The 26,939-nt window shown below is 53.0% G+C and carries 30 protein-coding genes; 28 read left to right on the plus strand and 2 right to left on the minus strand.

The window, feature by feature from the left end:
* The first annotated feature begins 336 nt into the window (after positions 1-336).
* The 9 genes from metG (at position 337) to ACL02P_RS04140 (ending at position 10,912) form a co-directional block, all read left to right on the plus strand.
* Positions 337-2,358, plus strand: coding sequence for a methionine--tRNA ligase (gene metG / locus ACL02P_RS04100; RefSeq protein ID WP_260070610.1), 2,022 nt, complete (start codon positions 337-339; stop codon positions 2,356-2,358).
* A gap of 183 nt (positions 2,359-2,541) precedes the next feature.
* A complete protein-coding gene (locus ACL02P_RS04105; protein WP_412836860.1) occupies positions 2,542-3,540 on the plus strand; it encodes a metal ABC transporter substrate-binding protein in 999 nt (332 codons plus the stop codon).
* Between the two features lie 35 nt (positions 3,541-3,575).
* Positions 3,576-4,337: a metal ABC transporter ATP-binding protein gene (locus tag ACL02P_RS04110; RefSeq protein ID WP_412836861.1), complete on the plus strand. Its 762-nt coding sequence runs from the start codon at positions 3,576-3,578 to the stop codon at positions 4,335-4,337.
* A gap of 12 nt (positions 4,338-4,349) precedes the next feature.
* Positions 4,350-5,153, plus strand: a complete 804-nt coding sequence (locus ACL02P_RS04115; protein ID WP_009225759.1) for a metal ABC transporter permease — start codon at positions 4,350-4,352, stop codon at positions 5,151-5,153.
* Between the two features lie 26 nt (positions 5,154-5,179).
* Positions 5,180-5,893, plus strand: a complete 714-nt coding sequence (locus tag ACL02P_RS04120) for a cytochrome c biogenesis CcdA family protein (protein WP_009225760.1) — start codon at positions 5,180-5,182, stop codon at positions 5,891-5,893.
* Positions 5,894-6,033: 140 nt separating this feature from the next.
* Complete coding sequence (locus ACL02P_RS04125; RefSeq protein WP_412836575.1) at positions 6,034-7,380, plus strand: ISLre2-like element ISTco1 family transposase; 1,347 nt, start codon at positions 6,034-6,036, stop codon at positions 7,378-7,380.
* Positions 7,381-7,625: 245 nt separating this feature from the next.
* On the plus strand, positions 7,626-8,051 hold the full coding sequence (gene mntR / locus ACL02P_RS04130; RefSeq protein ID WP_323076811.1) for a transcriptional regulator MntR: 426 nt from the start codon (positions 7,626-7,628) through the stop codon (positions 8,049-8,051).
* A gap of 133 nt (positions 8,052-8,184) precedes the next feature.
* Positions 8,185-9,816, plus strand: a complete 1,632-nt coding sequence (locus ACL02P_RS04135) for a family 10 glycosylhydrolase (protein WP_412836862.1) — start codon at positions 8,185-8,187, stop codon at positions 9,814-9,816.
* Positions 9,817-9,940: 124 nt separating this feature from the next.
* Positions 9,941-10,912: a patatin-like phospholipase family protein gene (locus ACL02P_RS04140; protein ID WP_260070615.1), complete on the plus strand. Its 972-nt coding sequence runs from the start codon at positions 9,941-9,943 to the stop codon at positions 10,910-10,912.
* A gap of 44 nt (positions 10,913-10,956) precedes the next feature.
* On the opposite strand, the gene ACL02P_RS04145 is transcribed toward ACL02P_RS04140, so the two are convergent.
* Entirely contained in the window at positions 10,957-11,283 is a 327-nt protein-coding gene (locus ACL02P_RS04145) for a hypothetical protein (protein WP_036645769.1), read from the minus strand.
* Between the two features lie 5 nt (positions 11,284-11,288).
* A complete protein-coding gene (locus ACL02P_RS04150) occupies positions 11,289-12,287 on the minus strand; it encodes a DUF1385 domain-containing protein (RefSeq protein WP_009225766.1) in 999 nt (332 codons plus the stop codon).
* Positions 12,288-12,471: 184 nt separating this feature from the next.
* Between ACL02P_RS04150 and ACL02P_RS04155 the strand changes: the two genes are divergently transcribed.
* The 19 genes from ACL02P_RS04155 to ACL02P_RS04245 all read left to right on the plus strand — a co-directional run bounded on the left by ACL02P_RS04155 (position 12,472) and on the right by ACL02P_RS04245 (position 26,705).
* On the plus strand, positions 12,472-13,032 hold the full coding sequence (locus tag ACL02P_RS04155; RefSeq protein WP_009225767.1) for a YqhR family membrane protein: 561 nt from the start codon (positions 12,472-12,474) through the stop codon (positions 13,030-13,032).
* A 68-nt stretch (positions 13,033-13,100) separates the two neighbouring features.
* Positions 13,101-13,544, plus strand: a complete 444-nt coding sequence (aroQ, locus tag ACL02P_RS04160) for a type II 3-dehydroquinate dehydratase (RefSeq protein ID WP_036645771.1) — start codon at positions 13,101-13,103, stop codon at positions 13,542-13,544.
* A gap of 52 nt (positions 13,545-13,596) precedes the next feature.
* Positions 13,597-14,670 carry a M24 family metallopeptidase gene (locus ACL02P_RS04165; RefSeq protein ID WP_036645773.1) on the plus strand — a complete coding sequence of 358 codons (1,074 nt, stop codon included), beginning with the start codon at positions 13,597-13,599 and terminating at the stop codon, positions 14,668-14,670.
* A 164-nt stretch (positions 14,671-14,834) separates the two neighbouring features.
* Positions 14,835-15,392 (plus strand): elongation factor P, encoded by a 558-nt coding sequence (efp, locus tag ACL02P_RS04170; protein WP_260070616.1) that lies wholly within the window; start codon positions 14,835-14,837, stop codon positions 15,390-15,392.
* A 200-nt stretch (positions 15,393-15,592) separates the two neighbouring features.
* The gene (locus ACL02P_RS04175; RefSeq protein WP_260070617.1) at positions 15,593-16,846 is read left to right on the plus strand and encodes an aspartate kinase; all 1,254 of its coding nucleotides are present in this window, start codon (positions 15,593-15,595) and stop codon (positions 16,844-16,846) included.
* A 135-nt stretch (positions 16,847-16,981) separates the two neighbouring features.
* Positions 16,982-17,248, plus strand: coding sequence for a YqhV family protein (locus ACL02P_RS04180; protein ID WP_260070618.1), 267 nt, complete (start codon positions 16,982-16,984; stop codon positions 17,246-17,248).
* A gap of 128 nt (positions 17,249-17,376) precedes the next feature.
* On the plus strand, positions 17,377-18,375 hold the full coding sequence (gene spoIIIAA, locus ACL02P_RS04185; protein WP_036645775.1) for a stage III sporulation protein AA: 999 nt from the start codon (positions 17,377-17,379) through the stop codon (positions 18,373-18,375).
* On the plus strand, positions 18,368-18,886 hold the full coding sequence (gene spoIIIAB / locus ACL02P_RS04190) for a stage III sporulation protein SpoIIIAB (protein WP_009225774.1): 519 nt from the start codon (positions 18,368-18,370) through the stop codon (positions 18,884-18,886). The genes spoIIIAA and spoIIIAB overlap by 8 nt, the downstream gene beginning before the upstream one ends.
* A gap of 60 nt (positions 18,887-18,946) precedes the next feature.
* Entirely contained in the window at positions 18,947-19,150 is a 204-nt protein-coding gene (spoIIIAC, locus tag ACL02P_RS04195) for a stage III sporulation protein AC (protein ID WP_009225775.1), read from the plus strand.
* Between the two features lie 11 nt (positions 19,151-19,161).
* The gene (gene spoIIIAD, locus ACL02P_RS04200; RefSeq protein ID WP_009225776.1) at positions 19,162-19,551 is read left to right on the plus strand and encodes a stage III sporulation protein AD; all 390 of its coding nucleotides are present in this window, start codon (positions 19,162-19,164) and stop codon (positions 19,549-19,551) included.
* Positions 19,552-19,585: 34 nt separating this feature from the next.
* On the plus strand, positions 19,586-20,788 hold the full coding sequence (spoIIIAE, locus tag ACL02P_RS04205) for a stage III sporulation protein AE (RefSeq protein ID WP_412836863.1): 1,203 nt from the start codon (positions 19,586-19,588) through the stop codon (positions 20,786-20,788).
* Between the two features lie 47 nt (positions 20,789-20,835).
* Positions 20,836-21,675 (plus strand): stage III sporulation protein AF, encoded by an 840-nt coding sequence (gene spoIIIAF, locus ACL02P_RS04210; RefSeq protein ID WP_412836864.1) that lies wholly within the window; start codon positions 20,836-20,838, stop codon positions 21,673-21,675.
* Positions 21,676-21,695: 20 nt separating this feature from the next.
* Positions 21,696-22,343 (plus strand): stage III sporulation protein AG, encoded by a 648-nt coding sequence (gene spoIIIAG / locus ACL02P_RS04215; protein ID WP_009225779.1) that lies wholly within the window; start codon positions 21,696-21,698, stop codon positions 22,341-22,343.
* A gap of 64 nt (positions 22,344-22,407) precedes the next feature.
* The gene (locus ACL02P_RS04220) at positions 22,408-23,199 is read left to right on the plus strand and encodes a SpoIIIAH-like family protein (RefSeq protein ID WP_009225780.1); all 792 of its coding nucleotides are present in this window, start codon (positions 22,408-22,410) and stop codon (positions 23,197-23,199) included.
* Between the two features lie 164 nt (positions 23,200-23,363).
* Positions 23,364-23,861, plus strand: a complete 498-nt coding sequence (accB, locus tag ACL02P_RS04225; RefSeq protein WP_016311706.1) for an acetyl-CoA carboxylase biotin carboxyl carrier protein — start codon at positions 23,364-23,366, stop codon at positions 23,859-23,861.
* A gap of 87 nt (positions 23,862-23,948) precedes the next feature.
* Positions 23,949-25,292 (plus strand): acetyl-CoA carboxylase biotin carboxylase subunit, encoded by a 1,344-nt coding sequence (gene accC / locus ACL02P_RS04230; protein ID WP_009225782.1) that lies wholly within the window; start codon positions 23,949-23,951, stop codon positions 25,290-25,292.
* Between the two features lie 112 nt (positions 25,293-25,404).
* Complete coding sequence (locus ACL02P_RS04235) at positions 25,405-25,812, plus strand: Asp23/Gls24 family envelope stress response protein (RefSeq protein ID WP_009225783.1); 408 nt, start codon at positions 25,405-25,407, stop codon at positions 25,810-25,812.
* 105 nt (positions 25,813-25,917) lie between these two features.
* The gene (gene amaP / locus ACL02P_RS04240) at positions 25,918-26,457 is read left to right on the plus strand and encodes an alkaline shock response membrane anchor protein AmaP (protein WP_009225784.1); all 540 of its coding nucleotides are present in this window, start codon (positions 25,918-25,920) and stop codon (positions 26,455-26,457) included.
* A 14-nt stretch (positions 26,458-26,471) separates the two neighbouring features.
* Complete coding sequence (locus ACL02P_RS04245; RefSeq protein ID WP_009225785.1) at positions 26,472-26,705, plus strand: DUF2273 domain-containing protein; 234 nt, start codon at positions 26,472-26,474, stop codon at positions 26,703-26,705.
* Positions 26,706-26,939 lie beyond the last annotated feature (234 nt).

Raw genomic sequence — 26,939 nt, forward strand, 5'->3', positions numbered from 1 at the left:
AACCTCAACCTCAATACTTTCCAGTGAACGGATGAGTACAAGGATTGGATCCAGCCACAGAGAGCCGGGGGAGCTGCAAACCGGTCTGGAGCGTCTTTGGAATATGGTCCGGGAGGAACCGTCTTTGAGCCGAGCAGCGTGCGCTTTATGCGCAGCGCTTCGGTAAGGAGATGGCGTAGAGTCCGGCGTTAACGGACGGTCGAATTTCGACCAACGGAGCCCGCAGCCTGTGAAGGAGCGGGGAAATTGGGTGGTAACGCGTGAGAACTCTCCCGCCCCATATGGGGCGGGAGTTTTTTTGTTGTATTGTCATGAAATAAAAGGAGATGAATCGCGATGTCCAACAAACCAACATTTTACATTACGTCGCCGATCTATTATCCAAGCGATAAGCTGCATATCGGCCATGCCTATACGACGGTGGCGGGGGATGCCATGGCGCGGTACAAGCGGCTGCGCGGCTTTGATGTCCGCTATTTGACGGGGACGGATGAGCACGGACAGAAGATCGAGCAGAAAGCGAAGGAAAAAGGCCAAACCCCGCAGCAGTTCGTAGACGGGATCGTGGCGGGGATCAAGCAGCTGTGGGAGAAGCTGGACATTTCCTACGATGACTTTATCCGCACAACGGAGCCGCGGCATAAGCAGGTCGTGGAGGCGATTTTTGACCGTTTGCTGAAGCAAGGGGATATTTACAAAGGGGAATATGAAGGCTGGTACAGCATTCCTGACGAGACGTATTATACGGAATCGCAGCTGGTGGATGTCATCCGCAATGAAAAAGGCGAAGTGATCGGCGGGAAAAGCCCGGAGAGCGGCCATGCGGTAGAGCTGGTGAAGGAAGAGTGTTATTTCTTCCGGATGAGCAAGTATGTGGATCGTTTGCTGAAGTTCTATGAGGAAAACCCGGACTTCATTCAGCCGGAGTCCCGCAAGAATGAGATGATCAACAACTTCATCAAGCCGGGGCTGGAGGATTTGGCCGTCTCGCGCACAACGTTCGACTGGGGCGTGAAGGTCAAAGGCGATCCGAAGCATGTCGTGTACGTGTGGATCGATGCGTTGTCCAACTACATCACGGCCCTTGGTTACGGTACGGACAATCAAGAGCTGTTTGAGCGGTATTGGCCGGCAGACGTTCATCTCGTGGGGAAAGAAATCGTGCGCTTCCATACGATTTACTGGCCGATTATGCTGATGGCGCTGGGGCTGCCGCTGCCGAAGAAGGTGTTTGGCCATGGCTGGCTCTTGATGAAGGGCGGGAAAATGTCCAAATCCAAGGGCAACGTCGTGGATCCAAACGTGCTGATCGACCGTTACGGGCTTGATGCTACCCGGTATTATTTGCTGCGTGAGGTGCCGTTCGGTTCGGACGGTTCGTTTACGCCGGAAAGCTTCGTACAGCGGGTGAACTCCGATCTAGCCAACGACCTTGGCAACCTGCTGAACCGTACGGTGGCGATGATGGAGAAATATTTTGGCGGCGAGGTGCCGGCTTATGAGCCAAACGCCACGGCGTTTGATGCGGAGCTGGAGCAAGCGGCGCTGGATACGGTCCGCAAGGTAGAGGAGGTTATGGAGAACATGGGGTTCTCCGTGGCGCTCACCCATATTGGGGCGTTTATCAGCCGAACGAACAAATACATCGATGAGACGCAGCCGTGGGTGCTGGCCAAAGATGAAGCGAAGAAAGGCGAGCTCGCTTCGGTCATGGCGCATCTGGCCGAGTCGCTGCGCATCGCCTCGATCCTGTTGCAGCCGTTCCTGACACAGGCGCCGGCGAAGATCTGGGCGCAGCTCGGCATCGCTCCCGGGGAGCTGACGACCTGGGAGAGCGCCAAGACGTTTGGCCTGATCCCGGCCGGAACGAAGCTCGTCAAAGGCGAGCCGATCTTCCCGCGGCTCGACGCAGAGCAGGAAATCGAGTTTATTTCGAACTCGATGACCGGGGGTACGCCGGCGGCTGAGGCTGCCGCCCCGGCTGCCGCTTCGGCGTCGACGCCGGCACCGGCAGTGGAGAAGCCGGAGCCGAAGGACGAAATCGGCATCGACGATTTCGCCAAGGTAGAGCTGCGGGTCGCGCAGGTGCTCGCCTGCGAGCCGGTGCCGAAGGCCGACAAGCTGCTGAAGCTGCAGCTGGATCTAGGCTATGAGCAGCGCCAGGTCGTGTCGGGCATCGCCAAGTTCTACAAGCCGGAGGAGCTGGTTGGACGCAAAGTGATTTGCGTGACGAACCTGAAGCCGGTGAAGCTGCGCGGCGAGCTGTCGCAAGGCATGATCCTCGCCGCTTCGCAAGGCGATCAGCTGACGCTGGCGACGGTGCCGGATACGATGCCAAATGGCGCCATCGTGAAATAAGCAAAACGGATAAGCATGAATTGTGCAGCACGCGCAATCGATCTAGGCCGCCAGAGGAACCTTCCTCTGGCGGTTTTGTTTGTTGTGCACGACTTCAAGGAAGAATAATAGAGGTTGACATTCCAAGAGGAGGGTCCTATAATCCTTGTTGGTAATCATTACGATTAAGAGAGGGAGTTATTGATGTTTATACATAGATTCAAGCGAGGGTTCGTCTTAGCAGCCGCGGGGCTTACGTTACTGTTCGTTCTAGCAGGCTGCGGGAAGAACGCAAGCAGCGGAACGATCGTAGAAGGCAAAGTGAACGTGATCACCAGCTTTTATCCGATCTATGAATTTGCCAAGACGATTGGCGGCGAAGAAGCGAACGTCATCAATTTGCTGCCGACCGGCGTTGAGCCGCATGATTGGACACCGCGCAGCCAGGATATTTTAAATGCGTCCAAAGCTCAGCTGTTTTTGTATAACGGCGCGGGGCTGGAGGGATGGGTTCCGAACTTTCTGAAGGGCCTAGGTGCAGATGCCAAAGTCAAAACCGTGGAAGTCAGCCAAGGGATCGATTTGATCGAAGCGGAAGGCGATGACGGTCACGGGCATGGCGAAGAAGCCGGGCATGAAGCGGAAACAGACTCGGACCATGAGGAGGAAACGGCGGCCCATCAAGTGGACCCGCACACCTGGGTTAGCCCGAAATCCGCGATCATCATGGCGGAGAATATCAAGAACAGCTATATCGAGGTAGATCCGGAGCACAGGGAGGCTTATGAAGCCCGGTATCAGGAACTGCTGGGTCAACTGCAGGCATTGGATGCCAAGTTCACCGAGCAATTATCCTCGCTGCCTAAGAAGGAAATTGTGGTTTCCCACCAAGCATTTGGCTACTTGTGCCGGGATTACGGACTAACCCAACATGCGATTATGGGGCTGTCACCGGAGGCTGAGCCGCGGGCTCAGGACTTGGTGGCATTGTCGAAGCTGGTGAAGGAGAAGGGCATTCGTTATGTATTTTTCGAAGAGCTCGTTTCGGATAAACTAGCCAAGACGCTGGCTTCCGAAGCTGGTGTGGATACGCTGGTGCTCAATCCCGTGGAAGGACTGACGAAAGCCCAAGCCCAAGCTGGCGATAATTACTTTACGTTGATGGAGAAAAATTTGCAAAATCTGATCCAAGCTCTACAATAAGAAGAAACTATATGTACCGGAAGGACGCTAAGTAAATGAAATCCGACGCAACTACGGCACAGGATGCCGTTTGTCATGACAGTGTAATCGAGCTTGACCACGTTTCCTTCGCGTATCAGGAACAACAAGTGATCTCCGACTTCAGCTTTGTCGTCCGCGAGCGGGATTTTGTAGGCGTGATCGGTTCCAATGGCGCGGGGAAAACCACGCTGCTGCGGATGATGGTCGGTCTGCTGCAGCCAACCGAAGGGGAAATTCGCTTGTTCGGCGAGCCGATCCGGCGCTTCCGCGATTGGGAGCGGATCGGCTACGTGCCGCAGAAGAACGCCTTTAATCCCCTGTTTCCGGCGACGGTCCGCGAAGTGGTGTTGTCCGGCCTATACAATAACAAGAAGCTGTTCCGCCGGATCGGCCGTGAGGAACAGCGCAAGTGTGATGATGCGCTGGAAGTGATGCGGATCGGTGATATCCAGCATAAGCGCATCGGCCAGCTTTCCGGCGGCCAACAGCAGCGGGTATTTTTGGCGCGGGCGCTCGTGAGCAAACCCGATTTGCTCGTTTTGGACGAACCCACCGTCGGCATTGATGCTCAGACGCAAGCCGATTTTTTTGAATTGATTTTTCATATGCACGCCCATCATCACATGACGTTTCTGATGGTCTCCCATGATATCGGCATGATCGAAGGGAAGCTGGGCCAGGAACCCCGCAAGCAGTGTGGGGCGATCAAATTTTACGTGCGCCACTCGCACGAGCAGGACTGCGCGATCCCGGATCTGCAGCATTCGTTGGTTTAGGAGTTGTTTATTTTGGAGATATTATCCGCTGATTTTTTTCAAAGAGCGCTGGCTGGCGGCCTGTTGATCGGATTGACCGCACCCTTGATCGGGATCTTTCTGGTGCTGCGTCGTCTCTCGATGATCGGTGATACGCTGGCCCATGTTACTATCGCCGGGGTGGCTTTAGGTTTCTTGCTTGGGGTCTATCCCGTTGGGGTTGGCCTCGCTTTTGCCGTCGTCGCCTCGTTTGCCATCGAGAAGCTGCGTAAAGCGTATCGAGGCTACGCCGAGCTGTCGATTGCCATTATCATGTCCGGGGGCGTTGCGCTGGCCTCCCTGTTCTTTACGCTGGGGATGGGTTACAATACGGATGTGGTCAGCTATCTGTTTGGCAGCATTTATACGCTGGATACAACAGATTTATATGTAGCTTTTGGCGTCACCCTGGTGGTGGTGATCGTTGTCGTTGCCTTCTTCAAGGAATTTTTCCTGCTAACCTTTGAGGAAGATGCCGCTTCGGTAAGCGGGATTCCGGTGAAGCTGCTGAACCTGCTGCTGACGGTTATGACGGCATTGGTGATCAGCACCGCCATCAAAATCGTTGGCGCCTTGCTCGTTTCGGCGTTGCTGACGATTCCTGCTGCCTGTAGCCTGCTCATCGCCCGAAGCTTTAAAATGTCCGTGGTATTCTCCGTGATCATTGCGGAAATCGCGGTCATAGCCGGATTGATTGTGGCGGGTGTCTGGAATTTGGCTCCGGGCGCGACGATTGTGCTGCTTCTGATCTGCATGCTGATACTTACTTTGCTGGGCAAACGGGGATTCTCTGCCTAGCCCGCAAGGGTACATAGGGGGTACTTATGGCTGACATCCATCTCGGGATTGCCTTCGGCGCGGGGGTCGCTTCCTTTATTTCGCCTTGCTGCCTGCCTTTATATCCGTCTTACCTGTCATATATTACCGGGATGTCCGTGCAGCAATTAAAGACGGAGCAAAGCAAACGGGACGTTCGCTTCCGGACGATGACGCATACGCTGGCGTTTATCCTCGGCTTCTCCGTTGTGTTCTATACGCTGGGTTTCGGCGCCGGTCTGTTTGGTGAATTTTTTAATCAATATCGCGGATTGATCCGGCAATTATCCGCCATTTTGATCATTTGTATGGGTTTGTTTCTCATGGGGATCTTCCAGCCGCAGTTTCTGCTAAAGGAACGGAAAATGAATTTGAAATTCAAGCCGGCCGGATACATCGGTTCGTTTATTTTTGGCATTGGCTTCTCCGCGGGCTGGTCGCCTTGCGTTGGCCCGATTCTGGCGGCGATTATCGCATTAGCCGTAACGGAGCCGGGAACCTGGATTGGACTGATCACCGCCTATACGCTTGGGTTTGCCTTGCCTTTTTTTGTCCTGGCTTTCTTTATCGGTTCGACAAAATGGATTCTCCGCTATTCCGCCATCATGATGAAAATCGGCGGCGCGCTGATGCTGCTGATGGGCGTGCTGCTGTTTACGAACCGTATGGCCCAAATCACGATTTGGCTGCAGCAAATTACGCCTGAATGGTTGAAGTTCTAGGGGGAGACGAAGGAAAGTGTGCCGAGATAGTGTAAAATCTCTGTGGGTGTAGGAATTGGAAAAAGCGGATATAGAAAAAGAGCTTCTCCCTTGGTAAAGTGATGTTTGACGCACAACACACCAAGAAGGAGGAAGCTCCTGTGAGCCACTTTACCACAATAATGCCGACGATGAAAGAGATTGAGCAATGGATTTTCCGGAAAATGCAGGAGGAATTCGCTCGTGCGATGAAGCAGGTACTGGAGGCGCTGGATCAGCAGATCCTGGAGCAACGGGACCGAGAGCGTTATCGAGTAAAGGACGAGCGTGAAACAAGCGTCAACACAGTGTTCGGGAATGTGCGCTTTAAGCGGAGATTGTACTGTGACCGTAGAAGCGGCAAACACGTGTATCTGCTGGATCAGCTGTTGCAATTCGAAGGGCGCGGGAAAGTCAGTCCGCATTTGGAAGAGACAGCAATCGCATTCGCAAGCCAAGGACCGTCGTACCGGGACAGCGCAAAGCGGCTGGAGCAGCTTTTGGGCTACAATGTGCTGAGCCACCAAGCGATCAGGGAAAAACTGATGGAGCGTGCGCAACAGCCGATGCCAGCGGTGAAACGGCGCGCTGCCCGCGTGCTGTTCGTGGAAGTGGATGGGCTGTACACGAAGCTGCAGCGGAGCAAAAAGCGCGGGATGGAGAACGCAATTGCAGTCGTACACGAAGGCTGGGAGAAGAACGGCAAGCGGGTACAGCTGAAGAACAAACAGCATTACCTGCATACGAGCGGCGGCAACTTCTGGGAAGGGTTCGGGGACTTTCTGGTGGAGCGTTACGAAATCGACGAGAACACGTGGCTTGTGGTGAACGGAGACGGCGCGGCGTGGATCGGGGAATGTACATCCTACTTTCACCAATGTCTGTACATGCTGGACCGCTTTCATGTGGCGCGTGATTTGAAACGCTTTGTTGGTCATTTGCCGCAGGTGTGGGAGACCGTGAGACGGTCTTTGGCCAAACAGGATGCAGCCGCGCTTATGGCGGTCCTGGAAGGCGTGTCGGAGCAAGAGATAGCGGAAGAGAACCGGAAGGATTGGAAGCCGTATAAAAGATTTCTAAAGCGGCATGAGAAGCATTTGGACGACTACCGAAAAACACTCCAGGCGAAGGGGATCGACACAAGCGGCATGCGCCCGATGGGAAGCGCGGAATCGCAGATGCGTATATTCGCCAAGCGGACGAAGCGTGGCGGGTACAGTTGGAGTGAGCGAGGCGTCAGGGCGATGCTGAGGACGATGATGAGGATTCAAGAAGCGGGCACGGTGGTAAGAACGGTTGAAGGACAAGCGAGTAAGCAGGCAACGCCGCAGCAGTCGATAAACATGCGGCAATTGCTCAAGAACGTGACGCAACCGGTCAAGGGTTGTATCGCTGGAATGATTCGCATGCTGCAAGGACCGAAGCAAAGCAGCACAACGGGTATGGCACTCAAAGCACTTCGCGGATAACGGCAAAAAATTCTGACAAATCACTTGTGTTTGATGAAAGAACGAAGCAAAGCGCTTACAAGGAAGAGGTTCCTTCGGGGTTCGCGTTCCAGGCATCTTAAATGACTGCCCACGCTAGCTTGACACTGACGTGTGCCGATGTGCACTTGCCAACGGACAATCAGAACATGTATCATTAACAGAGTAATGTTTAACATGCGTACAGGTTTGTCCGCGTCAACTCATGGAAAAGAGGGAATCGATAGATGCCAACGCCCAGTATGGAAGATTATTTGGAGCGTATTTACAAACTGATCGACGAGAAAGGATACGCACGCGTGTCCGATATCGCGGAAGGTTTGGAGGTTCATCCTTCCTCCGTTACGAAGATGATTCAGAAATTGGACAAGGATGAATACTTGATCTACGAGAAATATCGGGGCCTTGTTTTGACCAATAAAGGGAAAAAAATCGGCAAACGGCTCGTAGACCGGCATCAGTTGCTGGAGGAGTTTCTTGGGATGATCGGCGTCGATCACGAGAATATCTATAAAGACGTCGAAGGAATTGAACATCATTTGAGCTGGGATTCCATCACGCGAATTGCGACGCTTGTGGAATATTTCAAACGGGACAGCAAACGGATACGCGACCTGGAAAAGGTCCATCAGGAACTGATCAACGAATCGTAGAAGAAGCATCTGTCTTTCGGTGAAGGCAGATGCTTCTTCTTTTTGTCCTGAAGAGCGCAACTCTTTGCCTCCGCGTGACGTTTAAGAAAGTAGCACGGTTCGTCCGTACATAACGATGATGTGGAGGATACTGATGAAATTTCGCAAATGGTTTATTCCTATCCTAGTGTTGCTCTTCCTATGGTCTTATACCGGGAATACGCCGGTGGCCGCAACCGATATTCGGATTATTTTCGACGGTGAGGTGTTGTCCACCGATGCTTCGCCGTACATTAAGCCCGGGGCGAATGTCACCATGGTCCCGCTTCGGGCCATCAGCGAGAACCTGGGAGCCCGGGTAGCCTGGTCCCAAGCCGATAAAACCGCAACGATTCAAAAAGATGGCAGTACCATCGTTCTGACGTTAGGTTCTTCTGCAGTTCAAGTCGGCGGAAGTACGATCAACCTGGAAGCTTCCGTGGAAATTAACTCCGGCCGGACGATGGTGCCGCTGCGCTTTGTCAGCGAGCAACTTGGTATTGCCGTCAATTGGAACGGGCAGACCCGTACGATCACCCTGTTGAGTGGCTCCGGAGCAACTCAGCCGGAACCAGGCGCAGGTGGGGAGGACCCGCAAAGCGATGTGCCTCAGCCGCCGGCAGTTGATACGTCGAACGGGCTGCGCGGTGTTTGGGTATCCACGGTTTCTAATCTCGACTGGCCGAGCAAGAGCTCGTACGGCAAGGTAGAGGCCCAGAAAGCCGAATACGTACAGCTGCTGGACGAAGTGCAGGCGATGGGAATGAACGCAGTGTTCGTTCAGGTGCGCCCGTCAGCGGACGCGATTTATCCGTCGTCCCAGGTGCCGTGGTCCTCTTATTTGACGGGAACCGCCGGCAAGGATCCGGGATACGACCCGCTGCAGTTCCTGATCGAAGAGACGCACCGCCGCGGCATGGAATTCCACGCCTGGTTTAATCCGTTCCGCGCCAGCACAGGCAGCGATGCGAGCAAACTTCCGGCCAATCATGTCGCAAACCAACATCCGGAATGGATCGTGAAGTTCGACGGCAAGCTGTATATTAATCCGGGGATTCCGGAAGCCCGTGAACATGTGATTAAAGCGATTATGGAAGTTGTGAACGGATACGATATTGACGGGGTTCATTTGGACGATTATTTCTATCCGACCGGGGAGACGGCCTCGAAGAAGTTCGCGGATGATGCTACATTTAAGTCTTACAACTCCAAGAAAATAGCCACGAAAGGCGACTGGCGCCGGGACAATATCAATCAGTTCGTTCAAAAATTAGGCCAACGGATTGAAGCGTCTAAGCCTTATGTTTCTTTTGGCATCAGCCCGTATGGAGTTTGGCGGAACAAGTCAAACGATTTGACCGGCTCCGATACGAAAGCTAGTGTTACGGCGTACGATAGCACTTATGCCGACGTTCGGACGTGGATTAAGAACGAGTGGATTGATTACGTCGCTCCACAACTGTATTGGAGCATGACGCGCAAGGAAGTCCGTTATGACCTGCTGGCCGACTGGTGGGCCCAAGAGGTAAGAGGGACTAACGTGAAGCTGTACATCGGCCATGCGCCGTATAAGCTAGGGACGCCGGAGATCGGCTGGTCCAGCGCACAGGAAATCATCAATCAGCTCGAATACAACCGTCAGATTCCCGAGATCAGCGGCAGCATCTTCTTTAGCGCCAAGGACCTGCGTAAGAACCCGCTGGGACTGATCCCGCTGCTGCAGTCTTATTATGGAGTGCAGCCTTGACAGGATTAGGTGTACACGACACATTCGTCTCTTGACGGATGTGTCTTTTTGTTTAGTCATACGTACAGCCTCTCCCAACATACATAAGCAGTAAGCTGAATGTGGGTTGGGAGGAAGGCGCCGGATGCTGATTAACGGAGTGTTTGAGGGCGGCGGGGTCAAAGGAATTTCGTTGGCTGGTGCGGTCCGGGCAGCAGAAAAGCACGGAGCGCAGTTTCATCGGGTGGCCGGAACCTCATCCGGTTCGATCATCGCTTCGATGATTGCTGCAGGCTACACCGCAGACGAAATGAAAGAACTGATTATGACGACGTCCTTCACGAAATTTCTGAAGAGAGCGCCCCTTTTTAATTTGGCATTGATTGGTCCGGCCCTCCGGGTCCTGCTGAAAAAAGGCTTGTATGCCGGGGAAACGTTGGAGGAGTGGATCCGCCAAATTTTACTTGCGAAGGGCATCCGGACGTTTGGCGACTTGGCGCCGGGGAAGCTGACCATTATCGCCTCGGATATCACCAGCGGTAAAATCATGGTATTGCCGGACGACTTGGAAAAGATCGGCATCGACCCGGCGATGTTTGAGGTCGCCCGGGCGGTTCGCATGAGCTGCAGCATTCCGTATTTCTTTGATCCGGTGCTGCTGCGGTTGCCGCCGAAGCTGGCCAGAGGGAAGCCGTTCACCGAGCAATTTCTGCATATTGTGGATGGCGGCTTGCTCAGCAATTTTCCGCTATGGTTGTTTGATCGGGAAGAGCCGCGGCAAGGCGGGCGTCTCATTCCAACGGTCGGCTTTCAAATGGTCGGCAAAAATACGAATAAACCGCATCGAATCACCGGACCGTTTACGATGCTGCAGGCGATCGTGGAGACGATGTTGTCCGCCCATGATGAACGGTACATCGAGCAATCCAACCGCTATCGTACCGTGAAGATTCCGACGCTGGGCATCGGCACAACGCAATTTGATATCAGCGAGGAAGAAAGCCGGCTGCTGTTTGAATCCGGGTTTCTGGCGGGAGACCGGTTTTTCGCCAATTGGAATCTGCAGCTTTACGAGGAGCAGTTTAAGAAGTACCAACAAGCGAATAGTGCGTTCTAATAAAAGCAAAGGACGGAACCGCAGCGGTTCCGTCCTTTTGCAATTTAATGATATTTAGTCAAATCGTCGTCGTTTTTGCCTTTGTTGCCTTCGATAACTTGAAACGGATAAGTCTTGCGCTTCTCCGTTCGGGTTGGCTTCCGTTCTGCGGCCACTTTGGCCATCGTACGTGCGGAAGGCTTGATTTTGGGCTGCTGTGCCTTCCGGTATTTCCGCGGCGGGTATTTATAAAGCAGGAAGACGATGCCAAAGACAGCCACCGGAACAATGATACTGCTCCACTCGATTTGATGTCTGATAAACAAACCATCAATAATGTAGAACGCGACTAGAAGGACGATGATCCAAAACATGATGCCTTGTTTTCTCATGTTACTCATCCTTTCAAGGGATCCAAAGATGTACCCACCGGCGTCTCAATAACGCCGACCTGTTCCAATTGCGCATCCAGCTCGCGCATGCGGTTAAAGGAAGCGATCGATACTTCGACCATATCGTCGGTCGGTTCCTTTGTTGTCAACAACTGCAGCCAAAGCCCCGGATATCCAAGGAACCGCAGCACCGGAATGTCGCGAACCGCGTTAGTGAACCGCAGCATTTCGAAGGAAAGTCCGATCACAAGCGGGAGCAACAGGATCCGGATGTAGATCCGTTCCCAAACCGTGTCCCAACTGAATATCGGCAGGGAATAAATGATAACGCCAACGATCACCGTTAAGATGATAAAGCTGCTGCCGCACCGGTAATGCAGGCGAGAGTATTTTTGCACATTGGCCGGGGTTAATTCTTCTCCCGCTTCATACGCGGAGATCACTTTATGTTCAGCTCCGTGGTATTGGAACAACCGTTTGATGACAGGGGTCTGGGACATGAGCCACAGATACCCGAGCAGCAGAACGATCTTAATGACACCTTCAATAAGCGAGTGCAGCGTCTGGCTGGCAAAAGCGTGCTGGAACAAGTACTGCTCCAAGAGCGCAGGCACCAATGTAAAAATGAGCTTTCCTACGATAAAGGACAAAATCCCCACGACTGCAACCCCAAGCAGCATGGTGAGAGAAAAGCCGGATTCTTCTTTTTCCTTCTGTTTGGCGCGTTCTTCGGGGTCCATCTCGTCATCGGCCATCGCCTCTGCCGAATAGTTCAGGTGTTTGGAGCCTTTGGCGCTTGCGTCAACGATGCTGACGATGCCGCGGATCAGCGGGATTTTGCGCAGCTTCTTGACCCATTCCTTATCTTCCTTGGGGACTTCCAAGAAGCTGATTTCCCCGTTTTTTCGGCGTACGGCGGTGACATTGACATATTTCCCGCCAAACATAACGCCTTCTATAACGGCTTGGCCGCCGTAAATCGTCGGTGTTGATTGTTCAGGCAAAGCTTTCACCTTCCTAATATATATAAGTTTGGTTTGGCATTAGCGGCAAGACATCAAGATTTGTAATGATTCCATTGTAACGGACTTTGCGGGCAAATTCTAGTTGGATTAGTCGTTTTGGAAATGTGCATACTAATCTTCAAAAAAACGCATGAAAATATTCCTTTGGAAAGGAAGGATGCGAATGAAAGCGGACAAGGAGAAGATGCAAAGCCGGGTTCAACCGTGGCGTCAGCAACGCCGGGAACGCACCAACATCTGGCTGTACTCGCTGGAGATCGGTTTGTTTGCCGGATTAATTTGGGGCGGCGTGAAGGGGGTATTCTTTTATATGAGCTTTACCTCGGTGCTGCCCGGCTATCTGCTGGAGCCGTTCTTCAAAAACTCGTTCTTGCATAGTCAGGCCGGGTATTACTTGGGCTGGCTGTCGTTTATCGGATTATCCATTCTGGCGACGCTGATTTATGTGCTGGCGTTCCGCAAGCTAAAGGGGCCAAGTCCGGGGATTTTATACGGCATCGTATGGTGGGGCATTTTATTTGGGGTGCTGGGTCCGTTGCTCGACCTGATTCCCCCGCTGCGCGAATTGTCGCGGACGACGATCATTAGCGAGTTTTGTTTGTATTTGCTGTGGGGACTGTTCATCGGTTATACCACGGCCGAGGAATACACGGACGAGCGCGCACGTGAACCCCAAAAAGCCCGCGAGCAGGCACTTTCTATGGAGGGCGGATCAAAAAGTTAAAGCTTCTCAAGCGACTCCTTCCTATGTTAAAATTGTTTTTGGTTATTTTTCGGAAAGGGGGAGCCGCCATGTACCGCATCTTGGTGATGAACGGACCGAATTTAAACATGCTTGGCGTGCGCGAGCCCGGCGTCTATGGTTCCGAGAAACTGGTTGATATCGAAGACAATCTGAAGGAACTGGCTGCGCCAAACGGGCTGGAGTTATCCTTCTTTCAGTCCAACCACGAGGGCGAGCTGATCGACCGGATTCATGCCGCCTACGGAAATACGGATGGAATTCTGTTGAATCCAGGTGCACTCACGCATTATAGCTATGCGCTTCGGGATGCCTTGACTTCTGTGAATATCCCCGTGATTGAAGTCCATTTGTCCAATATCCACGCCCGTGAGGCGTTCCGACACCATTCGGTCATCGCGCCGATCGCTGTCGGTCAAATCTCTGGATTCGGATCCTACGGATATGAAATGGGACTACTGGCCTTAAAACGCCACTTGGAGCGGGCAAAATAAACGGAGAGATCATAAAGAAGGTTACTACCTCTATAATAAGGGAGAGCTGGTTATGGCGAGTACACGTGTAGCCCGGCTCCGCGAGGCGATGACATCGCAGCAAATCGAAGCCGTACTCATCACCGGAGAAGTGAACCGCTGCTATTTGACGGGATTTACGGGAAGTTCCGGCTATGTCCTGATTACCCATCAGAAGGCCTGGTTGCTCACAGACTTCCGCTATTTAACCCAAGCTGCGGAACAGGCGCCCGGGTTCGAAATTGTGGATCACGGGGCTTCGGTTACCGGAACCATTCAAAGCTTGCTAAAGCAAGAGGGTATTGAACGGCTTGGTTTTGAAGAAGATCAGTTGGTGTATGCCACCTACCGGACGTATGAAAGCGAGCTGAAGCCGGTGAAGCTGGTTCCGCTCAGCGGGTTGGTCGAAGAACTGCGGATCTTCAAGGATGCCGAAGAATTGGCTATCCTGAAGGAAGCGGCTGAGTTGGCGGACCGGACCTTCTTGCATATGCTCGACGTTCTGAAGCCGGGAATGAGTGAGTGGGATGCCGCTCTGGAACTGGAAACGTTCATGAAGAAGAACGGCGCCACCGGTCCTTCGTTTGATACGATTATGGCTTCGGGAGAACGCTCCGCATTACCGCACGGGAGAGCCAGCGAACGCATTATGCAGGCGAACGAACTGGTCACGATGGATTTCGGCGCTTTGTATAAGGGGTATTGCTCTGATATTACGCGGACGGTAGCCTTGGGAACGCCAAGCGCCAAGCTGCGTGAAATTTACGATATCGTCCTGGAAGCCCAGCTGCATACGCTGGAATTCCTTCGTCCAGGGATGACCGGACGGGAAGCTGATGCTTTGGCGCGCGACGTGATTACCCGTTACGGCTACGGCGAACAGTTCGGACACAGCACCGGACACGGCCTCGGAATGGAAGTGCATGAGGCACCGCGCGTCTCCAAAGCGAGCGACACGGTGCTAAAACCGGGGATGGTCGTTACCGTTGAACCGGGGATCTATTTGCCGGGAATCGGCGGCGTCCGCATCGAGGACGATGTCGTCATCACGGAAACCGGAATCCGCCGGTTGACGGAATCGACGAAGGATTTTATTTCTCTAGGCTAAAATAGGGTTGCCGCCGGTCTTTCAGAAAGGCCGGATGCCCGGCTGTAGTAAGTGGTTTCGCAAGGACTCCAATCGTGGGGGAACAGCAGCTTACGTGAACAGCTTGAATTTTGGGTATTTTTCAATTTTAATATAGGTGTTAACCCACTTGAGGAGGTACTTTTGTGATTTCAGTAAACGATTTTAAAACAGGCTTGACCGTCGAGGTGGACGGCGACATTTATACGGTGCTGGAGTTCCAACACGTAAAACCGGGTAAAGGCGCAGCGTTCGTCCGCTCCAAGCTGAAAAATCTGCGGAACGGCAACATTGTAGAGAAAACGTTCCGTGCCGGCGAAACGATCAGCCGGGCTATGATTGAAAACCGCGACGTGTCATATCTGTATGCCAGCGGCCAAGAGCATACGTTCATGGATAATGAAACCTACGATCAATTTACGTTGACGTCGGATCAACTGAAATGGGAACTGAATTTCCTGAAAGAAAATATGAACGTAAAAATCGTCAGCTACCAAGGCGAAATTATCGGGATCAACCTGCCGAACAGCGTCGAGCTGAAGGTAATTGAAACGGAACCCGGAATCAAAGGGAACACGGCTACCGGCGCAACCAAAAACGCCAAGGTCGAAACCGGCTTGAACGTTCAAGTACCGCTCTTCATTAATGAAGGCGACGTACTCTTGATCGATACACGCGATGGTAAATATATTTCGCGGGCTTAATCTCTCAGTAGTCAAGGCTCCGCTCCAGGCGGAGTCTTGTACCAACGGGCATCCTCCACCTACCTGGGTGGAGGAATTTTTGTTAATATCGGCAAAACCATTGACGAACTTCGGGTCTTTCGTATTATACTGGTTTAAAGCGTTACTGGATTCAATGGGTTGAACGCTCCGACTTGGAGCACCATTAGGGAGGGTCTGACTTGGCTTTATACGTGATGAAATTTGGAGGCAGTTCCGTAGGCGATACGGAGCGCATACAACGCGTCGCCCGGCGTGTTGTGAACAAACAGCAGGAAGGGCATCAGGTGATGGTGGTCGTCTCCGCGATGGGCGATACGACGGACGATTTGATCGATCAGGCGAAGCTGATCAATCCAGACCCACCTTTGCGGGAAATGGATATGCTGATGACGACCGGCGAGCAAATCTCGATCGCGTTGATGGCGATGGCTATCGATGCGCTGGGCGCCAAGGCCGTTTCTTATACCGGTTGGCAAGCGGGCTTCCGCACGGAGGCGGAGCATGGCAAAGCACGCATTACCGATATTAAGCCGGAGCGGGTGCTCAAGTCGTTGGAAGAGGGATATATCGTTATCGTTGCCGGCTTCCAGGGCTTGACTGAGGACGGGGAGATTACGACGTTCGGGCGCGGCGGTTCGGATACGACGGCCGTTGCCTTGGCTGCGGCGACAAAGGCGGATTATTGCGAGATTTATACCGATGTGGACGGCGTGTATTCTACCGACCCGCGGATCGTAAAGAATGCCCGCAAACTGAACGAAATCTCATACGACGAGATGCTTGAGCTCGCGAACTTAGGCGCGGCGGTCCTGCATCCCCGTGCGGTGGAATATGCGAAGCACAATAATGTACGGCTCGTCGTCCGCTCCAGCTTTAACAATCATGAAGGTACGGTCGTGAAGGAGGAAGTCAATATGGAACAAGGTGTGGTAGTCAGCGGGATCGCGTATGATAAGAACGTGGCCCGAATCAGCATATTGGGCGTATCGCACGTGCCCGGCGTACTGGCGAAGGTGTTTGGCTCTCTGGCTGAGGCCAAGATCGACGTGGACATCATCGTCCAAAGCGGCGTAACGGATGGTAAAGCGGATTTCTCCTTTACAGTAGCTCTGTCCGATTGCGACAAGGCGGTGAAGGTGTTGGAAGGGATCCGTAACGAGCTGCCTTACGAGAAGGTCACCTCTCAGGAAGGGCTTGTGAAGGTTTCGATCGTAGGCGCAGGGATGGTCAGCCATCCGGGCGTTGCGGCACAAATGTTTGAAGTGATCTCCAAGCAAGGCGTCAATATCGAGATGGTCAGCACCTCCGAAATTAAGGTGTCCTGCGTGATTGAAGGAAGCAAGCTGAACGATGTCGTGAAGGCCTTGCATACGGCATATGGTCTGGATGCGGAGACCACCGCATTTGTTGGCGGTCCGCAGGAGCGGCGTTAATCCGCATAACAAGCAACTTAAGAACGGGAAAAAAGGAATCCCTCGAAGCGAATTGCTTCGGGGGATTTTTTTTTAATAAATAGAGATTTTCAGGCATATCGTTAAGAGAACAGATGGGACAAGAAGGAGGTATATATGCTTGATAAATTCGTGACAAGCATGGCGGCCTTGCGAATTTTTTCGGGTACGATCGAAATTCTAGCAGCGCTGCTTATGCTGAAGCTGGGCAGGGTAGATAAGGCGCTGGCCGTAAATTCGGCGTTGGCGTTCGTCGGCCCGACCATTCTGCTTGTCACCACGTCCATTGGACTTGTCGGGATGGCCGACAAATTGTCGTGGGGAAAGATGGCATGGATCGGGTGCGGGGTGACTTGTCTCTTAATCGGCATTTTGAAGAAATGATAGAGTTCCCTAGCATATTGATCAAGTACAAGCATACACATGTGATATAGCAAAAAACAATCCAAATAAGAGAAAGCAAACCAGGCGGTATGGACATGCATGAAAGTAAGAGTTTTGGGGGTAAGCCTATGAACCCGAGTTGGTTGACCGTATTTCCCGACAATCTCCGGGACTTGCTGCTGAAGCTTCCGCCTTCTATCTTTCCGGCTTTGGAAGAAATCCGCATACGCGAGGAACGACCGCTGGAGATTAATACGGGCGGCCGCTACTATTTTCTAACGCCGGACGGGGAGATGACGCGGAATCCGGACGCCGCTTACAAACCGGGCAAGCAGGACGGCAAACGGCTGCTTGACCTGATCACCAATCATTCGCTGTATACGATGGAGGAAGAGCTCCGCAAAGGGTTTATCACGATCGCCGGCGGCCATCGTATCGGACTAGCCGGGAGAACCTTGCTCAGCGGAGGAAGGGTGGAGCACTTGCGGGACATCAGCGGGTTTAACGTGCGGATTGCCCGAGAAATTAGAGGCATTGCCGATCCGATCCTGCCGAGGCTGCTCGATTTCAGGCACAAAACAGTGTATCACACCTTAATCCTGTCTCCTCCCCAGCAAGGAAAAACGACGCTGATTCGCGATTTAGCGCGCCAGATTAGCAGCGGAACCTGGGGGCATCCCGAGGCCTCCTGGCCGGGGCTAAAGGTTGCGGTCATCGACGAGCGCTCCGAAATCGCCGGCAGCAAGCGGGGAGTGCCCGGCTTTGACATGGGTCCGCGAACCGATGTGATGGACGGCTGCCCGAAGGCAGAAGGAATCATGATGATGATTCGCTCCATGTCGCCAGATGTCATCATCGTCGATGAAATCGGTCGACCGGAGGATGCCGAGGCTTTGGCTGAAGCGCTGCACGCCGGCGTCCGGGTCATCGCCACGGCGCATGGTTCAAGCGTGGACGATTTGGCTGCGCGCCCGGCATTGTCCCGGCTGGCGGAAAGCTCCTTCTTCCAAATGTATGCGGTGATCGCGCGGACGGATAAGGGACTTGCCTTTAAGCTGTGGGACGGCAAACGCCGCGGCATCCCGGCGGCCGCCCCCGGATGGAGAGGCAGGGAAGAGCATGCTTAAGATGTTTGGAGCTGCACTCGTCCTGCTGACTGCCACCATGGCAGGCTGGCTGCAAGCCAGGCAATTCGCGGCACGGCCAAGCCAAATCCGGAGGCTGATCCTCGCATTAAAGCGGCTCGAGACGGAGATCATGTACGGCTTTACACCGCTTCCGGACGCCCTCCGAAGAATCGGCGAGCAAAGCGGCGAGCCGATCCGAGCGATCTTCGTTCGTGCGGCGGACCATATGAGTTCCGCTCACCCGCTAACCGCCCAGGAGAGTCTGGAACAAGCCGTAACGAAGCTGTGGAGCTATACCGCGATGAAGGCGCCCGAGCAAGAGGTCATAAGGCAGCTTAGCTTAACGCTCGGGACAAGCGACCGGAAGGATCAACTCGGTCATATCGCCACAGCCGTACGGCAACTGGAGAGCGAGGAATCCGCAGCACGGGAAGAACAGGCCCGCTATGAGAAAATGTATCGAAGCTTGGGGCTTTTGTGCGGAGCGTTCATCGTCATTTTGTTCTACTGAATACCATTTCCCTCCACGGCTGATTGACGCCTGTGAAATCGTTAGTGAGGTGCCAAATCAATGAACATAGAAGTGAACGCCATCTTTCAGATTGCAGGCATCGGTATCATCATTGCCATGATCCATACGGTATTGAAGCAGATGGGCAAAGAGGACATGGCGCATTGGGTGACGCTGATCGGGTTTGTGGTCGTCCTGTTCATGGTCATCCGGTTGCTTGACAGTCTGTTTCAGGAAATCAAATCAATCTTTTTATTCCAGTAGGTGAGCGCTCCGTGGAAATTATCCAAGTTGTAGGGCTCGGGCTCATCGCAACCGTGCTGGTTCTGGTCGTCAAGGAACAAAAGCCGATGTTCGCTTTCCTGATTGCCGCAAGCACGGGCGTTCTGATCTTCCTGTACCTGATCGGAAAAATCGGCGGGATCATCGAGGTGCTGGAGGATCTGGCCAACAAGTCCGGCGTCCAGATGATCTATCTGAAGACGATCCTGAAAATTATCGGGATCGCCTACATCGCCGAGTTTGGAGCACAGATCGTCCGGGATGCCGGTCAGGAGAGCATCGCCAGCAAAATCGAAATGGCGGGCAAAGTGCTCATCATGGTGCTTGCCATTCCGATTATCAGCATTATTATCGAAACGGTCATCAAGCTGCTGCCGGCTTAGCAGGCGCATTGCATCAGATTGGGGAGAAAGACTTATGCCAGCAACGATTGAACGATGGCGCGCTTCTACGCTGCTCTTGATCGTCTTAGGGGTCCTGCTGTTTGGGTACATGCCCGTCATCGCCTCCGCCGAAGGGGAAGGGGAAGGGGACAACTGGATCCAACGCCAAGCCAAGGAGCTTCCCACCGATCAGGTCGAAACGTATTGGCAGCAGCTGATGAAGGAGTACGGCGGGTTTTTCCCGGATCAGAAGCTTCCTTCCTTTATGGATATGCTTCTGCAGCAGGACCAGAGCTTTAGTCTGAAGGCGGGGCTAAGCGGCCTGATGCGATATATGTGGCACGAGGTGCTGTATAACGGACACATCTTAGTGACCATCGTGCTGCTCTCCATATTCAGTATGATTCTGGAAACCTTGCAGACCGCATTCGAGCGCAAGCAGGTCAGTAAAGTTGCCTACTCCATCTGCTATATGGTGATTTTGGTGCTTGCAATCAACAGCTTTCATGTGGCGATCACCTATGCTACGAATGCGATTAGCGGAATGATCGACTTTATGATGGCGATGGTGCCGCTGCTGTTCACGCTGCTGGCTTCCTTAGGCAATGCGGTAACGGTAACGGTGACCCACCCTTTGGTTGTATTTATGGTCCATGCGGTGGGGACGGCGGTGCATACGGTCATATTCCCGCTATTGTTCTTCTCGGCGGTGCTGCACATCGTTAGCTCGTTGTCCGACAAGTATAAGCTCACCCAGCTGGCCAATTTACTGCGTACCGTGAGCATGGCTTTGCTTGGGATCCTGCTCACCGTCTTTCTCGGCGTCATCTCGGTCAAAGGGATCGCCGGATCCGTGGCGGACGGGGTCACCCTGCGAGCGGCCAAATATCTGACCGGTAACTTCGTCCCGGTTGTCGGCAAAGTGTTCGCCGATGCAACGGACACGGTCATCTCCGCTTCCCTGCTCGTCAAGAATTCGATCGGTCTGGTCGGGGTGATCATTCTGCTGTTTCTGTGCGCCTTTCCGGCGATCAAGATCATTACGCTGGCACTAATCTTCAACTTGGCTGCGGCGGTGATGCAGCCGCTTGGCGATTCGCCGGTCATCGCATGCCTGGAGACGATCGGCAAGAGCATGTTGTATGTCTTCGCAGCGCTGGCCGCGGTGGGCATGATGTTCTTCCTGGCGATAACGATCATGCTGACCGCCGGGAACATCACCGTGATGATGAGGTGAGACGTCCTAAAGGGGCCCAAACGAATTACAAGGGGTGGTGATCATGCGTGGACTGGCTGGCGGAGTGGCTGAGAGAAATCATCTTCATCGTGTTAATCGCCGTGTTTATCGTTTTGCTGCTGCCCAACCGCGCGATGGAGCGTTACGTCAGATTCGTGGTCAGCCTGCTGATCCTGCTAACGTTGATATCCCCAGTCATGCGTTTCTTCTCAGCCGATGCCAAAGACCAGCTGGAGGCAGCATTCTCGACGAGCTGGGACGGACTAGAGAGTCATTCCCAGGTTCAAAGCACGGAAGCGATCCTACAGCAGGGCGAGAAGCTGAGGGAAAAGCAGGAGTCCGAAGCGTTGGCCTGGGCAGGCGAGGAGGCGGCAAGGCAAATGAAGCAACAAATCGAGCGCTCGACAGGACGGCAAGTTGAACGGGTAACCGTCAAGCTGAAAACCAAACCCGCGGAAAAATCCGAAGCCGGCGGAATCCGTCCGCTGGCCGCAGAGCCGGTTATTTCCTCGGTAGAGGTCGTCATGGCGCAGGTGAAGTCGGAAGAGCAAACAGCAAAAGCCGATGCAGCCGGAAGAGGGCCGGAGGTATCGATCGCACCGGTAGAAAAAATAAAAATCAGCGTAAACACAAGCAATTCCGGCAAGACCGGGGACGCTGAGGAGGAATCCGAAGCGCAGAGCCAAGCGGCGATGGCCAGTTCCCCTGAAGAGTCGTTGGACGGGAACCCTTCAGGGGAAGATGGCAAAATCGGCGGCACGTCCGCAGGCGATGCCGAGCCGGCGGCAGACCGGCTGGTCTCGCAAATCGAAGAGCTGCTCCAGGAGAACTGGGGCGTTGATCGAGAGGCAATCACGGTCCTTAGGGCCGAGCATCTAAATGATTAACACGCCGGGAGGTGAAGAAAGTGCCGGGATGGCTGAAGAAACTGGAGCAATGGCTAGGCAAGGGTACGGATGGCAAAAAAACCGCAAGTACGTTTCGTTGGCTGTTGATCCTCGGGTTGGTTGGGATCGCCATCATGTTGTTTAACTCCTTCGTTAACGTGAAGCAGCTGGATAACAACGGCGAAGGGAGCCGCGAACCGCCGATGATGCAGGACCTTTCCGGATCAACCGGATCTGCGGGCGTCACGGGCGACGATGAATTCAGCAGCATCGAAACGGCGCTCGAAGGCAAAACCAAGGAGATTTTGGAGAAAATCGTGGGCGTCGGTGCGGTGGATGTGCTGGTCACCATTGATTCGACCGAGGAAATCGTGGTCCAACGAAACATCAAAGATTCGCAGGAGCTAACGGAAGAAAGCGATGCGGGTGGGGGAAAACGCCATATCACCCAATATACCCGTGACGGACAGATCGTCACCTACGAGGCTTCCGGCAGCGAGCAGCCGATCGTCACCAAGAAGATCAAGCCTAAGGTTCGTGGCGTGCTGGTCGTCGCCCGGGGAGCTGAGAACAAAACGGTGAAAAGCTTGATCGTCGATGCGGTTGAGAAGGGCTTAAACGTACCGGCTTACCGGATCTCCGTCGTCCCGCGCAAGCAATCTCAATAAGGAAGCAATCAAAATTTAAGGAAACGTTTCGTTCGAATACATTTTTTTGAGGAGGAAATCCAATATGAAATCCAAAAGACAAACGATTTGGCTGGTTTCCATGCTGAGCTTGATGGTGATTTTATCCGCTTACTACTTATTTACGGAAGAAGGACCGCAACCTGCGACAACCGCTGACGGACAACAGGTGACTGCGACAAATAACGGCATGAATGGAAGCACAGACGGCGATGATGTCATCCTTTCGGAAGTGACAACGGACGGCAGTGAAAACAGCAGCACAATCACGGACGATACAGCGATTGACGATCAAACCGAGCAATCCGCCGAAGAGGGCAAGAGCGAAAATACGGATGTGGCCAAAGACGGCGATACCGCAACCTCCACGGATACGCAAACGGCCGATGCTGGCAAGGCGTCGGAAGATACCGCAGCTGCGGACAACGGCCAGAAGGAAGCCACAACGGATGAAGATGTGCTGAGTCAGCTGGAAGCTCAAGGCGTCTCTTCTTCGGACACGCTGAACGCTTACCAATTCGCTCGTGCACAGGATAACGTGAAGAAGCAAGAAGAGCTGATGAAAACGATCAACGAAAACGAATCCCTTGAAGAAGCTGCAATGGCTCAACAAGAATTAAGCGCTTTGGAAGAGAAAGAAGCGAAAATCTATGACATCGAAGAAAGATTGAAACAGCAATATGCCAATGCCGTCGTACAAGAAGCGGACGACAAATATAAAGTCGTGGTGATCAGCGAGAAGATGGAAGCGAAAGAAGCCGTCAGCATCATGGACCTCGTGATCAAGGAACTGGGCGTATCCCAGGATAAAGTCAGCGTGCAATACGTAAAACAATAAGGTTATAGCACAGTCGAATAGCAACCGAGGAGGGAAGGGTCCGAGGCAACTTGGACTCTTTCCATTTTGATCGATTATGATATAATACATAAAGTTATGAGCCGAGAAGGCTTATGGTTGAAGGCCAAGGCTTTTCCTACAAAGCTGAAGGAGAGAGTGAAGATATGTTTAAGCTGAGTGAAATTAAAGAATTGATCGAGCTGCTGGACCAAACGTCCGTGCATGAACTAGAAATCGAAAATGAAGGCGCTCGCTTGTCCATTCGCAAGAACGGCGCGAGTGAAGTTGTTCACGTGCAGCCGCAGGTTGTTGCCGCTGTACCGCAAAATGTCCAAGCTGCCGCATCGGCTCCGGCTCCGCAAGAAACGGTATCGGCTCCTCAAGCGACAGACTCGGCCCCATCGGCTGCACCTGCTGCGAACTTACATACCATTGTTTCGCCGATGGTCGGGACGTTTTATCGTGCCTCGTCGCCGGAAGCTCAGCCTTACGTAAATATCGGCGACAAAGTCGGCGAGAAGACGACGGTCTGCATCATTGAAGCGATGAAGCTGATGAACGAGCTGGAGGCGGAAGTGAAAGGCGAAATCATCGACATCCTGGTGGAGAACGGGCAGATGGTCGAATACGGTCAGCCTCTCTTTTTGGTGAAGCCGGAGTAAACCAAGGAATACGCCCTTAACGCATCACGCATGTTGCAGCTTCAAGGGCCGTTACCCTAGCTTTCCAAAGGAGGATACGAGTATCTCATGAAATTTCATAAAATATTGATTGCTAACCGCGGCGAGATTGCTGTGCGGATCATTCGTGCTTGCCGTGAACTCGGGATTTCTACCGTAGCGGTCTATTCCGAAGCGGACAAGGATTCGCTGCACGTCCGTTTGGCCGACGAAGCTTATTGCATCGGACCTACGCCGTCCAAGGACAGCTATTTGAATCTGACCAATTTGATGAGTGTAGCGACGTTGACGGAGTGCGACGCGATTCATCCAGGGTATGGGTTCCTGGCCGAAAATGCCGACTTCGCGGAAATCTGCGGCTCCTGCAATATTACGTTTATCGGCCCTTCCCCGGAAGCGATTACCCGCATGGGGGACAAGGCGATGGCGAAGCAAACGATGAAAGAGGCCAACGTGCCCGTCATTCCGGGCTCGGACGGATTGATTGAGGACCTCGAAGAAGCCGTGATGGTTGCTCGGGACATCGGTTATCCGGTCATCATCAAAGCGACCGCCGGCGGCGGAGGCAAAGGGATTCGGATTGCCGAGGACGAGGAATCGCTGATTAAGCAAATTACAACGGCGCAGCAAGAAGCGCAAAAAGCGTTTGGGAACGCCGGTGTCTATCTCGAAAAATACTTGACCGGCATGAAGCATGTGGAGATCCAAATCATCGCCGACAAACACGGTAACGCTGTATACTTGGGTGAACGCGATTGCTCAGTTCAGCGCCGTCGGCAGAAGCTGCTCGAGGAAGCGCCATGCCCGGTGCTCTCGCCAGAGAAGCGGCAAGAGATGGGAGAAGCGGCGGTTCGGGCCGCGCTGGCGGTGAACTACTCCGGTGCGGGAACGCTGGAGTTCCTACTGGGTCCGGACGGACAGTTTTATTTCATGGAAATGAACACGCGGATTCAGGTTGAGCATCCGGTTACCGAGATGGTCACCGGCGTTGATTTGATTCAAGAGATGATCTCTGTGGCCGAAGGTAATCCGCTATCCTTCACCCAAGAGGACATTAAGCTGAACGGTTGGTCGATCGAATGCCGGATTAATGCGGAGGATCCTACCCGCAACTTTATGCCGTCTCCGGGGAAAATCGGTTTCTATCTGCCTCCGGGCGGACCGGGTGTTCGCGTCGACAGCGGAGCTTATCCAGGGTACATGATCTCGCCCCATTACGATTCGATGATCGCGAAACTGATCGTTTGGGGACCGACACGGGAGGAAGCGATCGCGAAGATGAAACGGGCATTGTCCGAATTCGTCATCGAAGGAATTCATACCACGATTCCTTTCCATCAGAAGCTGCTGGAGCATCCGACCTTTATTAAAGGTGACTTTGATATCAAATTTTTGGAAGAAAACGAGATATAGAAAGCCGCCTCGCGTTTGTCATAATGAACCCAAAATGATATAGTATGTATAATAAGTGCGCGGTATCTATCGTTAGAGCAGCGTCATACTTATTGAGAGGTGGATGAATAGAATGAGCACATTGCCAACGGAATTCGAACGTACGGATATTGGTGAAATTCAAATTGCCCCCGAAGTCATCGAAGTGATTGCTGGACTGGCTACCGTCGAGGTGAAGGGGGTTGCCGGAATGAGCGGTGGATTTGCCGGCGGGATCGCCGAACTATTGGGAAGAAAGAACCTTTCCAAGGGTGTGAAGGTGGAAGTCGGTCAACGTGAAGCTGCGGTGGACGTATCCGTTATCGTCGAATACGGCAACCGTCTCCCGGAAGTCGCCTCGGAAATCCAGCGTAATGTGAAACGCTCCATCGAAAACATGACGGGACTGAATGTCGTTGAAGTGAACGTACATATTCACGACGTCATTTTCAAAGCAGCCGAACGTGTGGAAGAAGTGGAAGCGACCCATCGCGTGAAATAACGATTTGTCATGAACCCCTTGACCGCTTCCTTGGTCAGGGGTTTACTGTAATTTTCAGCTGGGACAAGCTGAAGCAACCCTCTTTTTAAGGAGGCAATACCTGTCGTGGCCAAAATTTTAGATCGAATTTTGATGTTTATTTACAGCTTAAGCATTGCCATCCTATCCGTATTCGTTATTCTCGTGCTCACGGACGCCGTTCCTCTGGAATTGAAGGTCCTGGAGCAGCAACCGATCTATATCGGCACTTGGGTAGCGGCAATCCTGCTGCTCTTGATCAGCATTCGTGTGTTTTACATATCCGTCAGCAGAGACCGCAGCTCGGCGACCTCGATCGACCAACGCAATGAATACGGCGATATCCAGATCTCGGTGGACACCATCGAGAACTTGGCTTACAAAGCCGCTTCCCGCGTGCGTGGCATCAAGGAAGTGAAGACGCGGATTCGGATTACGGAATCCGGACTTGAAATCGTTGTGCGTGCGCTTGTGGACGGGGAGACGTCGATCCCTGCGTTGACGGAAGAAGTTCAGAAACAAGTCCATGACCGCGTCGAGGAAATTACCGGGATTCCTGTTTCCTACGTATCGGTGTACATTGCCAATCTGGTCCATTCCCCGGTTCTCAAAGGCCGGGTTGAATAGGGGTGAGCAGCGGGGTGTTCTGGAAACAATTGTGGGAGAGTCACAAAGGACGCCTGCTCGGGATAGCGGCGGCCGTGTTTTTATGCCCGATCTATCTGTTTTTCGGATTCTGGAATATGTTGTTCTGCGCCTTGCTGCTATTTATCGGGTATACGATTGGTAAGCAGAAGGACTTGGAGGGAGGCCCGCTCTTACCTTGGGGCACGATTTGGGAATGGCTGTCCACGCGTTGGCGTCCCTTTAAATGAGATTTTAATTGGGATTTTGAATTTTGAATTCCTCATTACCGCTTCCTGTGATATGCTTACTCCGGAAAAGAGCTAGGAACGTGTTCTTGCCCCTTTTGTGGAGTAAGCCTATTACGGGTCTTTTTTTGTGTTAAAGAGAGTCGTGAATTGTTAAATGTCCGGTGATGTTTGAGCCGGTTTTGGTCTATGCTTATGGGTAAGAACTGAAAGATAGGATTTGAAGCATAGCAACTT

Source organism: Paenibacillus sp. MB22_1, from assembly GCF_047200555.1.
In the GTDB taxonomy this organism is placed as follows: Bacteria; Bacillota; Bacilli; order Paenibacillales; family Paenibacillaceae; genus Fontibacillus; species Fontibacillus phoenicis.